We start from the raw sequence: 13,642 nt of genomic DNA, 5'->3' as shown, positions 1-13,642 counted from the left end.
TGCCTGCGCAGCCTCGATGCCGGATCGGCGGCCCGCCGACGTACACGCCGAGAGACGGTCTGCAGTGGTCGTGGCGTGGCAGGTTCCGGTCAGCGCCCGTTGTCGTGGACCGGGCGTGCTACCACTGTGCTATGCACACCACTGACCTGGGGGCGCTCGTCGGCCGGTACCCGGTGGACAACAAGCGGCGTCGTGTTCTCGGACTGGCTTACACGATCGGCGGGGCGGCGGCGCTGGCCGTGGGGATACCCATGATGCTCTCCGATGCGGACCGGCCGATGCTTCCCGGTGAACCGGCGTATCGCGCGATCGAGATGGTGATCGGCGGCTTGCTCGGCCTCGGCGGGCTTGCCGTGCTGATCGGGGTCGTGCTGCTGATCAGGGCAGCGCAGACGCGTGGCCACGCGATCGACCTCCACGAGCACGGCATCGTCCGCCATGCCCGGGGTGCGGCCGAAGCGATCCCCTGGCGGGACATCGCCCAGGTGGTCCGGCAAGGGAACCCGCAGAATCGCGGGGGCCTGGGCATCAACTTCCGCTGTGTCGTCCGGCTGAACGACGGACGACAGTTCGCCTTCAGCAGTCACACGACGAGGGCCATCGAACTCGCGGAGCGGTTGCAGACGGCGGTGCACGGCCGCCCCTGACCGGCGTGCCGTTCTCGCCCGGCACTGCACATCACGTCCACCCGGGTCGTCACGAATGCCCGGGCGGGACTTCGGCCAGCCAGGCTGCCGCGGGTGGCTGCCCGGTCAGGCGGGCTCGATGGGCAGCCGCCCGCCTAGGCAGGCTCAGACGTCGAGCAGCTCGACGGTCACCTCGGCGATGGAGCCTGGCTCGAGGCCTTCGGCGGTGCGCACCGCGCGCTTGACAGGCAGCGCATAGCAGCCGGACCCGCTGTCCGGGAAGATCGACGTCCGCCACGTGGTGCCGCCGATCGTGGCCCGGACCCGGAGCGACCCGAACCCACGCTGCACGCCCTCGGTGAGCTCCCGGATGTCCTCGCTCACCTCGACGGGAACCGACACGAACGTCCACGTCTCGGCACGCCGGGCGTCCCATACCCACAGTTCGGCTGCGAAAGTGGCGATCACCGTGCCAGCATGGCACGCCCGACCGACAGTCGCGGGCCGGGAATCCGGACGCACGACGCATACCGCTGGCGGGCCGCGCTGGGCGGTGGGGCCTCCCGCGAGCGGCAGCCGCGCGAAGGCCCCACCGGCCGGCTACATGTTGCGGGCGCCCTCCTCGATCGCCTCGCGAATGCGCGAGTAGGTGCCGCACCGGCAGATGTTGCGGATCTGGTCGAGATCGGCGTCGGTGATCGACCTGCCTTCCCGCCGCACCTTCTTCACCAGCGCCACCGCGGCCATGATCTGCCCGGGCTGGCAGTAACCGCACTGCGAGACGTCCTTGTCCAGCCACGCCTGCTGCATCGGGTGCAGCTCGCCGTCGGCGGTGTCCGCCAGCCCCTCGATGGTGGTGATGTGATCGGTGGGTTCGAGGTCACCGACCCGGACCGCGCACGGGTTGAACGCCCGGCCGTTGATGTGCGAGGTGCATGCCTTGCACACGTTGATGCCGCAGCCGTACTTCGGTCCCGTCACGCCGAGAATGTCCCGGAGGACCCACAGCACTCGGACGTCGTCCTCGACGTCCACGGTGACCTTCTTCCCGTTGAGGATGAATGTCTGCTCGGGCATGGCGCTCCTCACCAGGTCAGCTTCAGGCCGTTGGTCGGCGACTGCGGAATCGGGGGAATGAACGGCTTCGGCTTGAACGCCAGCGGGTCACGGTGGTTGACCGGGAAGTAGTCCGGCACCCGGCCGACCGCCCTGGCGTAGGCGCAGGCCACCGCGGCCATGCTGGCGGCCACCCCGGCCTCGCCCGCACCGCCCGGCGTCTTGCGGTCGGAGGGCATGACGATGATCTCCACCTCCGGCGGCGTGTTCCACTGCCGTGTGTAGAAGTAGTTGTCCCAGCTGGCCTCGAGGAAGTGCCCGTCCTTGAGGTGCATGCTCGAGGTCAGCGTGAGCGCGATGCCGTCGTTGATGCCGCCGAGCATCTGCGCCCGCAGGCCGGTCGGGTTGATGACCAGCCCGGCGTCGATGGCGTACACCGCCTTGGTCACCCGCGGGCCGGTCACCGCGTTGGGGATCTTCCGGTTGACCGTCTCCGGGCGGCAGTCGATCTCCACCAGGCAGGCGCTGGCGGTCTTGTACTCCTTGTGGATCGCGATGCCCTGCGCCATGCCCTTCGGCAGCGGCCGGCCCCACTTGCCGACCTCGGCGACCTTGTTCAGGCAGGCCAGCACCCGCTTGTCCTTGAGGAACTTGCGGCGGAACGTCAGCGGGTCCATGCCCATCGCGGCGGCCAGCTGATCCACCACCAGCTCGGCGGCGGTGCGCACGTCCGGCGAGTAGATGTTGCGCATGCTGCCGGTGTTGAACCGCTGGTCGGTCTCCACCAGCGACTGGTTGACCACGCCGAAGTTGTACGGGATCTCCTGGGTCAGGGCGAAGATCGTCTCGGCGAAGCCGAGGTTGCCGAGGCCGGTCGGCAGGTTCGCCACGCTCGCCGTGATCAGGTCACCGAGGCCGTGCCGGTAGTCGGTCTCGATGCTGGTGTGGTTCTGCAGGAACGCCAGCACCTGCTTGCCGGTGTAGAGGGCGCGCACCCGGCTGGTGGCCATGCCGTGCATGCGGCCGGCGCGAGCGTCGTCGGCACGGTGCCACATCAGCTTGACCGGCTTGCCCATCGCCTTGGAGATCTTCGCCGCCTCCAGCGCCGCGTCGAAGAACAGCCGGCGGCCGAACGACCCGCCGCCGTCCACGACGTGCACCTTCACCTTGTGCTGCGGCAGGCCGAGCTCGGCGGCGATGGTCTGCTGGGTGACGATCGGCGACTTCAGGCTGGCCCAGATCTCCGCCCGGTCCTTGCGCACGTCGGCGACCGCCGAGTTGGTGTCCAGCGCCGAATTGCTGCGGAAGTAGAACAGGAAGTCGGCGTCGATGGACTTGACCAGGTTCAGGTTGACCGGGCCGATGCCGATCTTGTCCAGGCCCAGCTCGCTGATCTTGGGCAGCGGTATCTCGGCCTGGCGGAGCTTGCGCACGATGTCCTCGTCCGACTCGCCTGCCACCGGGCCCGGCTTCCACTCGACCTGCATGGCGCGGACCGCGTCGATGCACTGGCCGAACGTCCTGGCCCGCACCGCGACGCCGGTGTCGATCATCGCCACGTCGGTGACGCCGGGCATGGCACGGATCTCGGCCTCGTTGAGCAGCTTGACCGGCTTGCCGTTCAGCGTCGGCGGGCGGCACACCATGGTCGGCAGGGCGTCCTCGACGCGCAGGTCGGTGGTGAACACCTTGCGGCCGGTCACGGCGGCCCGCGCGTCGATGCGCTTCTGCTCCTTGCCGATGACCTTGAACTCGCTGACGTCCTTCAGCGTCACCTCGACCTTCTTGGTCTCCGAGACGGCGGCCCGCTTGGCCAGCTCGCCGTAGCCGACCGAGCGGCCGTCCGGGGCCTGGATGACGCCCGCCTTGGCGACGAGCTTGTTCACCTCGTCGCCGAGCAGGATCGCCGCGGCCTCCAGCAGCGCGTTACGCGCGATCGCGGCGGCGACCCGGATCGGGGTGAACGTCGAGATCGTGGTGTTCGAGCCACCGGTGAGCTGGTTGAACAGCAGCTCCGGCCGGGCGTCGGCGAGCGTCACCTTGACCTTCTCCACCGGCAGGTCGAGCTCTTCGGCGATGATCATCGCCGTGGACGTGGTGATGCCCTGACCGACCTCGGCGCGCGGCAACGCGAACGACGCGGTGCCGTCCTCGTTGATGGTGACGGTGATCAGGTTCGCCGTCGCGCGGGTCGCGTCGGTGAGCAGGTCGTTCAGGTCGTACAGCTCGGGGACCTGGGGCGGGCTCGGGACGGCGGCGGTGGCCGGTTCGGACAGCGCGATGTCCGCGGCGGCCACCAGCGTCGTGCCTGCCACGACGTAGCCGAAGAACTTCCGTCGACTGATGCCAGAACGCTCGCTCGCTCCGGACTGGGCACGTTCACAATCGATCGTTGGACCGGACATATGCACCTCGTGGTGGGAGCGGATCAACCGGGTGGTTACGCCGAATGGCGGTAACCATCGGCCAGGTGGCCCTGAGTGTGTCACCCATCACGAGCAGTGCCTAGGAGGGACCCGCCCAAATTCAGCCGAACTGGTTGTGCAAGTGGCACAACTCACGGTCACCGGCCGGACCGCATGGCCAGGGCGCGCAACGCGAGGTCGAGCTCCACCGGCGGGGTGTCTTCGGCCAGCGGGCGACCGATGAGGAGGGCGATCCGGCGCAGCCGGTTGACCACGGTGTTGCGGTGGCAGGGGACCGCTTTGGCGGTGCGCACCGTCGACCCGGCGCAGGCGACCCACGCGCGCAGCGTGCGGATCAGCTCGCGGGCCTCGGCCGCAGGCAGCGCGAGCAGCGGGTCGAGCCAGGTGCGGATCAGGTCGTCGGCGATGTCCGGCGAGCTCAGCAGCAGCGCTTCCGGGAGACAGTCGTCGTAGCGGGACAAGCCGCGCGATCCGGCGCGGGCACGCAGAGCCAGCAGCGCTTGCCGGTATCCGTCGGCCACCCCGGCCAGCCCGCGGACGACGCCGGACACCCCGATCAACCTGCCGGGCGGGGCGGCGGCGAGCCCGTGCAGCAGCTCCAGCGGCTGGTCGGCCCGCGGCTCGCGCAAGGCGATGACGCCGACCACGACGTCGGAGCGGTCCACCCACGCCGAGGGATGGGCCGCCAGGCGTGATTCGGCGAGCGGGATGTCGAGCTCGTCGCAGACGATGACCAGGTAGTCGTCCTCGACCGGCAGATCGAGCACCCGCGACGCTTCCGCGATGAACCCTGGCTGGCCCGTGCGCCCGCTGAGCACGCCCTCCCACAGCATCGCCCTGCGCCGTTCGTCAGCGCGCAGGACCGATCGTTCGTAGTGGTGGTAGGCGCTGGCCACCTCGGCCGACGTCTGGTCGACCACCTCCCACAGCCTGGTGCCGATCTCCGGCACCACCTCGGGGGGCAGCACGTCGCGGCCGTGTTCGATGAGATCGTCCCAGATGATGCGCCCGCCGAACCGGAACGACCGCAGCACGTCGTCCAGCGGGACACCCTGCTCGGCGCGGCGGCGGCCGGTCTGCCGGGCAGCGTCGAAGATGGCGTCGTCGTGCGGCCTCGTCGGCCGGCCGCTGACGGCCTCGGCGAGCAGTTGCAGCACCCGGTCGATGTTGTCGTGGCAGGACCGGCGGAGGTCGTCGTGCGGAACGCGGATGGTGTCCTGGTAGCCGGGGTTCTCGCTCTCGATCGCCTTCACCAGCCGGTCGGTCAGGGATTCCAGCCGGTTGCGGCGGTGCGCGGTGATGAACTCCACCGCCGCGGCCTGCGTGTCGGTGTGCGACCTGGTCATCGTCGTTGCTCGTCTCGTCCGGCCGGTACGTACCGGAAGCCGGCTGGGCGGGGTGGTGCATCCGGCGTGCGCAGCGAGTCCGGCCGGGACGAGGCGTGCGGCACGACGGTCATCCCGTGATAGTAGGGGCCGGCGAGCCCGGCCCGGCAGAAGCGGACGTCAGCCCATCCGGCGAAGTTCCGGCCACATCTGCGACCACGGGCGGCTGGGGCCCGCGCAGAACAGCACCGGTGCGCCGTTCTCCTCGTTGTCGACGCCCGCGTCGTTGCCGATCGTGGCCGCGGTGGTGCAGCCGACGAAGAACCGCGACGCCCGTTCGGCCGGGATGCCCACGACCACCACCCGGCTGGCCAGGTCGGGAGGAGGTCCCCAGTGCCAGTAGGCGTTGTGGCCGCTGTAGGCCTGCGGCAGACCGTAAGCGGGGCCGAACCTGTCGATCGCGCCCGCCTCGCCGTAGTTGCGGGTGAAGATGACCGCGCCGTCCTGGTGGGCGTGTGCGACCGTGCTGACCAGCTCCGGCCAGCCCACCGTTTCGCCGACGTCCTCGTTCATCGCCACCACGAGGTCGATGTCCCGTACCGGCAGCACCGGCAGCGCGATGACCGGGTCGATCACGATGCTGGCGGCCAGCGCCAGCCCGAGGGCGGCCTTGCGCAGCAGCGGCGGGCGCCCGCGCAGCCATCGCGGGATGGGCACGCAGCCTGCGGCGACGAGCAGCGGCAGCATCCCCGCCAGGTAGTAGGGCTTGCCGCCGGTGGCCATGAACACCACCGCCAGCAGCACCCAGGTCACGGCGAGGAAGCGCAACTCGGCGTCCCGGAACAGCCGCACCAGCCCGGCGATCCACACCGGCGCCAGCACCGGGCTGACCAACAGCAGCTGGAACGGAACGACCGCCCACCACGGCTCGGAACTGGCCGACTCGCCGCGTGCGATGGCCGCGGACACCTCCAGATGCGGCCAGCCGTGCGCGGCCTGCCAGAGGATGAACGGCGCGAACAGCACCACGGCGATCATGGCGCCCAGCCACGGGTAGGGGCTGCGCAGCACGTGCCGTGGGCCGGCCGCCAGCAGGCTGACCAGCACCGCCACGGCCAGCAGCGCGGGCAGCGGCTTGTTGAGCAGGCCGAGCCCGACGACCAGCCCCACCGCCAGCCACAGCCGCTCGTCGCGCAGCACCGCACGGACGATCAGCCAGGTGGCGGCTGTCCAGCACAGCAGGTCGAACGTGGTGGTGCTGAGCAGGTGGCCGTTGAACAGCACGACCACCGACACCCCGGCGATCACCGCGGCGAGCACCTGGGCGCTGCGCTTGGCACCCAGCTCGCCGGCGAGCAGGCCGGTGATCAGCACGATCAGGCCGGCGGCCAGCGCAGAGGGCAGCCGGAGCAGGGTGAGCGAGTCCGCATCCAGCTCGGTCATCAGCCGGGCCAGCAGCGGGGTCACCGGGCCCTGGTCGACGTACGCCCAGTCCAGTCGCTTGCCCGCGGCGATGAAGTACAGCTCGTCCCGGTGATAGCCGTACTCGTGCGCGAACAGGACCAGTACCGCGCTGACGAGGCCGGCGACCGCCACGATCATGGCTCGGCAGCATAGCGCCACTTGCGCCGTCATGGGCTGTGTTCGGGCTGGTCACAAGCGCGGTTCCGGCCGGAAAGGCACCGCCGGGCAGCGCGATCCTGCCCGGAGAAGCACCACGGAGCAGGCACACGAGCCGGGCGGCGGCCCGGCGGGCGTCAGCGCTGCGGCTCGGGCTCGGTTGCCGCGGCCTCGGGCGCGACGCCGGCCTGCCGTTCGGCGGCGGCCTTGCGCTTCCGCTTCAGCAGCATGATCACGACGAAGCCGGCCACCAGCACGCCGAGCACCACCCAGCTGCCCTTGCCGATCGCCGACTCCAGCCACTTCGCCGACTCGCCGAGTGCCGCCCCGATGCCGACGTGCAGGGCACACCAGGCCAGGCCCGCCACGCCCGCCGCGGGCAGGAACCGGTGGAACGGCAGCTTGGCCGCCCCGGCCGCGGCGGGCACCAGCGTGCGCATCACCGGCAGGAAGATCGCGATCATCACCGCGACCGCGCCGCGCCGCTGCAGGAACTCGACCGCCTTGTCCCAGCTCTCCCCGCCGTGCTTGTCGACGAACTTCACGTTGCGCAGCTTCGGGCCGAAGTAGCGGCCCAGCCAGTAGCCCGCGGTGTACCCCAGCATCGCGCAGCCGGTGGTGACCAGCCACATCGCGACGAACTCGGGAACCGAGTCGACCGTGACGCCCAGGATGAACAGCCCGGTCTCGCCCGGCGCGACGAAACCGAGGCCCAGACAGGTCTCCCCGAACACCAGCAGGCCGGCGCCGAGGATCAGCCAGCCCTCGGGCAGGTTCTGCAGCCAGGTCAGGAAATCCGAGATCACGCCGCGGGGCCCCCTCTGCTACTGCCGTGAGTGGATCAGCGGGCGAGCAGCGCGCTCGCCTCCTGAGCCGCGGGCCCTGACTCGGCGAGATGTGCCAGGTTGGCCGGCAACGGCTCGCCGCGACGGCGCTTGGTCTGCGCGTACAGCCGGCCGGCGCGGTAGCTGGAGCGTACCAGCGGGCCGGCCATCACACCGGCGAAACCCAACGATTCGGCCACCCGGGCGTGCTCGACGAACTCCTCCGGCTTGACCCAGCGGTCCACCGGGTGGTGCCGGATGCTCGGCCGCAGGTACTGGGTGATGGTGAGGATCTCGCAGCCGGCGTCCAGCAGGTCACGCATCGCGGGCTCGACCTCCTCCGGCCGCTCACCCATGCCGAGAATCAGGTTCGACTTGGTGACCAGACCCGCGTCGCGGGCGCGCCGGATCACCTCGAGCGACCGCTCGTAGCGGAAGCCGGGGCGGATCCGCTTGAAGATGCGCGGGACCGTCTCGATGTTGTGCGCCAGCACCTCCGGCTCGGAGCCGAACACCTCGGCCAGCAGGTCCGGCTTGGCGTTGAAGTCCGGGATGAGCAGCTCGACGCCGGTGCCCGGGTTCAGCGCGTGGATCTGCCGCACGGTCTCCGCGTACAGCCAGGCGCCGCCGTCCGGCAGGTCATCCCTGGCGACACCGGTGACGGTCGAGTAACGCAGCCCCATGGCCTGCACGCTCTCCGCCACCCGCCGGGGTTCGTCCCGGTCCAGCTCCGCGGGCTTGCCGGTGTCGATCTGGCAGAAGTCGCACCGCCGGGTGCACTGGTCGCCACCGATGAGGAAGGTGGCCTCGCGGTCCTCCCAGCACTCGTAGATGTTCGGGCAGCCCGCTTCTTCGCAGACGGTGTGCAGACCCTCCCGTTTCACCAAGCCCTTCAGCTCGGTGAACTCCGGGCCCATCTTCGCCCGGGTCTTGATCCACGACGGCTTCTTCTCGATGGGCGTCTGGCTGTTGCGGACTTCTAGTCGCAGCAGCTTGCGGCCCTGGGGTGCGGGTACGCTCACGGTCCCCACACTACCCACCCGCGCGCGCACGAGACACCGCGCTGTGCTCGGGACCGGATGGTGGACACCGCAGTCGTGGTCAGCCGGTCGGCGTCAGCATGCGCAGCAGCTCACCGACCGGAAAGCGGCGCCGCCTGCGCGTGGGGGCGGCCTGGTCCGCGCCGTGGCGCAGCAGCGCCATGAAGCTCGCACCGACCCGGGTGATCTCGTCCAGCGGCTCGTGCGGTTCGGCCAGGCCTGCGGTGATCGCCAGCAGCCGTTGCTCCCGTTCCAGAGCGGGCACCAGAGTCTCCGGGTAGACGTCTATGTGGCTGTCGAGGACCGCGCGCAACGTCGGGTTCTCCGCCACCGTGCCGCGCCAGGCCTGCGCCACCAGCTCGGGGTTGTCCGAGTCCTCCCGCGGCGGCGCGTCCATGGCGTCCTCCGGGCCGCCGACCGTGCTCCGCAACTTGCCCAGCAGGCGCAGGTTCCACCGGTAGTAGAGGGCCAGCAGCAACTGCTCCGGGGTGCCGAACAGCTCTTCGGCGCGCGGGATCTCGGCGAACGGCAACGGTCCGCCCGGCGCCCGGCGGGCCAGCTTGAGCACGGTGTTCATGACCTTGCGGCGGGCGTAGTAGTCGTTCCAGCTCATGGCAGCTCCCCGCTTCTTGCGATGCGCCCGAAATGTTGCTCCGGGGACGTGGCCGAATCGCATACTGCCGGTATGTTCTGGAAACGAACATACCACGGGTATGGTGCGGCTCAGGTGGCGTAAACTTGTGATCATGGCGACAGTCCGTGCTCGTCCGGCGTCCGCGCGCAAGACGCGCTACGCCTCAGCCACCCGTGATGACCTGGTACGGAGTGCGGTCGCGTTGTTCACCACGCACGGCTACGCCGGCACGTCGCTCGATGTCATCGCGGCTCGCGCCCGGGTCACCAAAGGTGCGCTGTATCACCATTTCCGGGACAAGCAGGATTTGTTCGAGGCCGCATTCAGTGCGGTCGAGAAGAAGGTGTACGCCAAGCTGAAGAAGGTTCTCGCCACGTCCGAGAATTTGTGGGTGAAAGCCGGTCTCGTGGTGCGCGAGTACCTGCAGAGTTGCCTGGATCCGGCCTATCAGCGCATCGTCATCCACGAGGGACCGGTGGTGATGGGCTGGCAGCGCTGGCGGGACGCCCAGGAGGGCCTGAGCTTCGGGGTGATCAGGGACGCCATCGCCGACCTGCGTGCGGCGGGCGGCCTGTCCGGGCTGCCGGTCGAAGTCACCGCGCGGCTGGTGTGCGGAGCGTTGTCCACCGCGGCCACGATGATCGCCAACTCGCCGGACCCGAAGCGGGTCAGCGAGGAGACCGAGGACGCCGTGGTGCGGCTGCTCGGGTTGGTCCGGGCTGGTGCCGAGGCGCAGGGCCTGCGGTGAGCGGAACAGGTCACGCCTTGCCGTAGACCGGCACGTGGGCGCCGCTGACCGCGCTCGTCTCCTCCTGGCAGAGGGCGAGGATCACGTCGGCGATCTCCCGCGGCTGCACCCATCGGGAGTGATCGGCGTCCGGCATGCTTGCCCGGTTGGCCGGGGTGTCGATCACGCTGGGCAGCACCGCGTTGACCCGGATGCCGTCGTCGCGGTACTCCTCGGCCATCGCGTCGACCAACGCCAGCACGGCGGCCTTGCCGGTGATGTAGCCCGCGGCCCCGCTGAACGGCCGCAGCGCGGCGCGGCCGGAGACACACACGATCGCGCCGCCGCCTGCCTCGATCATGGCGGGCAGCGCCGCCTGGCTGACCAGGTAGGTCGGGCGCAGGTTGAGCCGCAGCTGGTGCTCGAACTCGTCGACGTCCGTCTCGTGCACGCGCCCGCCCGCGGCGAATCCGCCTACCAGGTTGACGACGGCGCGCAGTGCAGCTGCGGGCTCGGCGGTGGCTAGTGCCACCACCGAGCGCGCCGATGCGGGATCGAACAGGTCGGCCTGGACCAGGTGCAGGTTCTCGTGCTCGGCCAGCCTGCCCACCTCGGATTCGGCCAGCCACGGCACCACGACCCGCCACCCGGCAGCCAAAAACACCGTGGTGACGGCGGATCCGAGCCAGCCCGTGCCTCCGGTGATCAGGGCCGTCCTCGCCGCGGACGTCGCCATGCCGGACTCAGCCGTTCTGCAGGGCGAAGGTGACGCCGGGAGCCTCCGGCCGAGCCCGCGGGATCCACCGGTCGTCGCTCACCGGGAGCTCGCCGTCCAGCGCCGCCAGGGTCGCCTTCTCCGCCAGCGGCAGCACGTCCTCGACCGTCACCTCGCGGCCCAGCTCGGCGCTGAGCGACGTCACCCCGGCGTCGGAGATCCCGCACGGGATGATCTTGTCGAACGCGCTGAGGTCCGCGTTGCAGTTGATCTCGAAGCCGTGCATGGTGACCCCGCGCTGCACCCGGATGCCGATCGCGGCGATCTTGCGCTCCGGGCGGTGGTCGTCGGCAGGGACCCACACGCCGCTGCGGCCCTCCACCCGGCCGGTGGTCAGCCCCAGCTCGTCGCACACCGCGATGAGCGCCTCCTCCAGGCGCCGGACGAAGTGCACCACGTCGATCGGGTCGGCGAGCTTGACGATGGGGTAGCCGACCAGCTGGCCGGGGCCGTGCCAGGTGATCTTGCCGCCGCGGTCGACGTCCACCACCGGGGTGCCGTCCTGCGGCCGCTCGTGCGGTTCGGTGCGCTTGCCCGCGGTGTACACCGACGGGTGCTCCAGCAGCAGCAACGTGTCCGGGCCGGTGCCGTCGGCCCGCGCGGTGAGCAGCTCGCGCTGCAGCTGCCATGCCTGCCGATAGTCGATGAGTCCGATCCGCCGCACGTCGACCGGGTCCGAGGAGGCCCGGCAGCTCAACGATTCACTCACGATTGCGAGCCTACCCACTCCCGCGGCCTAGACAACGGCCGCCAGCGCTTGGTGCAGGTGCTCGTGCCGGAACGTGAAACCGGCGTCGAGCAGGGCCTTGGGTCGCGCGTTGTGGCTGTTCAGGATCGGCTCGACGGCATCGGGGCCGAGCAGCAGCCGCATGGCCTGCTTCGGCACGAACCACGGCGTCGGCCGGTGCAGCCGCGCCCCGAGTTGCCGGACGAACTCGGTGTTGGTCACCGGGTGCGGCGCCACCACGTTGACCGGGCCGCGCACCGCCGCCTGCTCCACCGCGAAGCGAGTGGCGGCGGCGTGGTCCGGCAGGCTGATCCACGGCACGTACTGGGTGCCGTCACCGAGCCTGCCGCCCAGCCCGAACCGCACCAACGGCGTGAGATAGCGCAGCATGCCGCCGTGCCCGGACAGCACCACCCCGGTGCGCAGCCGGACGACCCGCGCGCCCGCGCGCTCCGCCGCCTGCGTCGCTTGTTCCCAGTGGGTGGTCAGTTCGGCCAGAAAGCCGGAGCCGCCCGCGGCGGATTCGTCCACCACCGCGCTGCCGGTGTCGCCGTAGTAGTCGATGCCGGACGCGTTGACCATGGTCGCGATGCCGCGCTCGGCGACTGCCTCGGCGAGCACCTCGGTCGGTTCGATCCGGCTGTCCTTCATCTCCTGCTTGCGGGCATGACTCCACCGGCCGGGCGTCATCGGGGAGCCGCACAGGTTCACCACCGCGTCGACGTCGTCCAGCGCCTCCTCGTCGATGGTGCCCGCGGGAGGGTTCCAGCGGTGCTCGTCCCCGGCCGCCGGGTCGCGGCGGACCAGCCTGCGCACTTGGTGACCGTGTGCCCGCAGTTCGGCCACCAAGGCGCGCCCCAGCAGTCCGCTCGACCCGGCGACCAGGACGATCATGACCGGTTACAGCCCGAGCTCGGACTCGAAGTTGCCCTCGGTCAGCCGCTGCTTGACCGTGGTCAGGAAGCGGCCGGCGTCGGCACCGTCGATCAGCCGGTGGTCGTAGGTCAGCGCCAGGTAGGCCATGGACCGGATCGCGATGGTGTCGTTGCCGTCGGCGTCGGTGACCACCACCGGGCGCTTGACCACCGCGCCGACACCGAGGATGGCCGCCTGCGGCTGGTTGATGATCGGCGTGTCGAACAGCGCCCCGTTGCTGCCCAGGTTGGTGATGGTGAACGTGCCGCCGGTCAGCTCGTCCGGCTTGATCTTGTTGGTGCGGGTGCGCTCGGCCAGGTCGGCGATCCCGCGGGCCAGGCCGGCCAGGTTGAGCTCACCGGCGTTGTGCAGCACCGGGGAGATCAGCCCGCGCTCGGTGTCCACCGCGATGGCCAGGTGCTCCTCGCCGTAGTAGGTGATCTCGCCTGCCTGCTCGTCGAAGTAGGCGTTGATGTTCGGGTGCTGCTTGAGCGCTTCGACCGCGGCCTTGGCGAAGAACGGCAGGAACGTGAGCTTGACGCCCTCCCGTTCCTGGAACGTCTTCTTCGCCTGCTGGCGCAGCCGGGCGATCTTGGTGACGTCCACCTCGTGCACCTGGGTCAGCTGCGCGGAGATCTGCAGCGACTCCCTGGTGCGCTTGGCGATGGTCATCCGGATGCGGTTGGCCTTCTGCGTGGTGCCGCGCAGGCCGGAGGTGTCCACCGCGGCCGGGGCCGACGGTGCGCTCGGCGCCTGCGCCGGGGCGGCTGCGGCCGGAGCCGCGGGCTGGGCGGCGGGTGCCTGGGCGGCAGCCTTGGCCTTGGCTTCCGCAGCGGCCAGCACGTCCTGCTTGCGGATGCGGCCACCGACCCCGCTGCCCTTGATCGTGGACAGGTCCACGCCGTGCTCGGCGGCCAGCTTGCGCACCAGCGGCGTGACGTACGGGC

At 70.4% G+C, this 13,642-nt stretch carries 14 protein-coding genes; 2 read left to right on the top strand and 12 right to left on the bottom strand.

All coding sequences use genetic code 11. The annotated features are described in order from the left end of the window. The first annotated feature begins 131 nt into the window (after window positions 1-131). Entirely contained in the window at window positions 132-647 is a 516-nt protein-coding gene (locus CXP56_RS05360) for a hypothetical protein (RefSeq protein WP_028848061.1), read from the top strand. A 144-nt stretch (window positions 648-791) separates the two neighbouring features. Here the strand turns inward: CXP56_RS05360 and CXP56_RS05355 are convergent, their stop codons facing one another. The 8 genes from CXP56_RS05355 to CXP56_RS05320 form a co-directional block, all read right to left on the bottom strand. Next, window positions 792-1,094 (bottom strand): DUF1905 domain-containing protein, encoded by a 303-nt coding sequence (locus CXP56_RS05355; RefSeq protein ID WP_028848062.1) that lies wholly within the window; start codon window positions 1,092-1,094, stop codon window positions 792-794. 132 nt (window positions 1,095-1,226) lie between these two features. Then, entirely contained in the window at window positions 1,227-1,703 is a 477-nt protein-coding gene (locus CXP56_RS05350; RefSeq protein WP_028848063.1) for a (2Fe-2S)-binding protein, read from the bottom strand. A gap of 8 nt (window positions 1,704-1,711) precedes the next feature. Then, window positions 1,712-4,087 (bottom strand): molybdopterin cofactor-binding domain-containing protein, encoded by a 2,376-nt coding sequence (locus CXP56_RS05345; protein WP_286900163.1) that lies wholly within the window; start codon window positions 4,085-4,087, stop codon window positions 1,712-1,714. 158 nt (window positions 4,088-4,245) lie between these two features. Further along, entirely contained in the window at window positions 4,246-5,454 is a 1,209-nt protein-coding gene (locus CXP56_RS05340; RefSeq protein WP_286900161.1) for a PucR family transcriptional regulator, read from the bottom strand. Between the two features lie 159 nt (window positions 5,455-5,613). Then, window positions 5,614-7,035 carry a glycosyltransferase family 39 protein gene (locus tag CXP56_RS05335; protein WP_038045073.1) on the bottom strand — a complete coding sequence of 474 codons (1,422 nt, stop codon included), beginning with the start codon at window positions 7,033-7,035 and terminating at the stop codon, window positions 5,614-5,616. Window positions 7,036-7,190: 155 nt separating this feature from the next. Continuing rightward, window positions 7,191-7,859, bottom strand: a complete 669-nt coding sequence (locus CXP56_RS05330) for a DedA family protein (protein WP_028848066.1) — start codon at window positions 7,857-7,859, stop codon at window positions 7,191-7,193. Between the two features lie 35 nt (window positions 7,860-7,894). Further along, window positions 7,895-8,908 carry a lipoyl synthase gene (gene lipA, locus CXP56_RS05325; protein ID WP_028848067.1) on the bottom strand — a complete coding sequence of 338 codons (1,014 nt, stop codon included), beginning with the start codon at window positions 8,906-8,908 and terminating at the stop codon, window positions 7,895-7,897. 70 nt (window positions 8,909-8,978) lie between these two features. After that, window positions 8,979-9,530 carry a hypothetical protein gene (locus CXP56_RS05320; RefSeq protein WP_028848068.1) on the bottom strand — a complete coding sequence of 184 codons (552 nt, stop codon included), beginning with the start codon at window positions 9,528-9,530 and terminating at the stop codon, window positions 8,979-8,981. A gap of 133 nt (window positions 9,531-9,663) precedes the next feature. Between CXP56_RS05320 and CXP56_RS05315 the strand changes: the two genes are divergently transcribed. After that, a complete protein-coding gene (locus CXP56_RS05315) occupies window positions 9,664-10,299 on the top strand; it encodes a TetR/AcrR family transcriptional regulator (protein WP_028848069.1) in 636 nt (211 codons plus the stop codon). A gap of 10 nt (window positions 10,300-10,309) precedes the next feature. Here the strand turns inward: CXP56_RS05315 and CXP56_RS05310 are convergent, their stop codons facing one another. The 4 genes from CXP56_RS05310 to sucB all read right to left on the bottom strand — a co-directional run. Continuing rightward, window positions 10,310-11,014 (bottom strand): SDR family oxidoreductase, encoded by a 705-nt coding sequence (locus CXP56_RS05310; protein ID WP_286900156.1) that lies wholly within the window; start codon window positions 11,012-11,014, stop codon window positions 10,310-10,312. Between the two features lie 7 nt (window positions 11,015-11,021). After that, window positions 11,022-11,762: a lipoyl(octanoyl) transferase LipB gene (lipB, locus tag CXP56_RS05305; RefSeq protein WP_038045074.1), complete on the bottom strand. Its 741-nt coding sequence runs from the start codon at window positions 11,760-11,762 to the stop codon at window positions 11,022-11,024. Window positions 11,763-11,789: 27 nt separating this feature from the next. Beyond that, window positions 11,790-12,674, bottom strand: a complete 885-nt coding sequence (locus tag CXP56_RS05300; RefSeq protein ID WP_028848072.1) for a TIGR01777 family oxidoreductase — start codon at window positions 12,672-12,674, stop codon at window positions 11,790-11,792. 6 nt (window positions 12,675-12,680) lie between these two features. Continuing rightward, window positions 12,681-13,642, bottom strand: a 962-nt coding sequence (sucB, locus tag CXP56_RS05295) for a 2-oxoglutarate dehydrogenase, E2 component, dihydrolipoamide succinyltransferase (protein ID WP_286900154.1), incomplete at its 5' end; no start/stop codon positions are given.

This window comes from Thermocrispum sp., assembly GCF_002919275.1.
GTDB classification, from domain to species: domain Bacteria; phylum Actinomycetota; class Actinomycetes; order Mycobacteriales; family Pseudonocardiaceae; genus Thermocrispum; species Thermocrispum agreste.
Note: the sequence above shows the minus strand (reverse complement) of the source record. Positions and strands in the feature narration are given on the sequence as shown.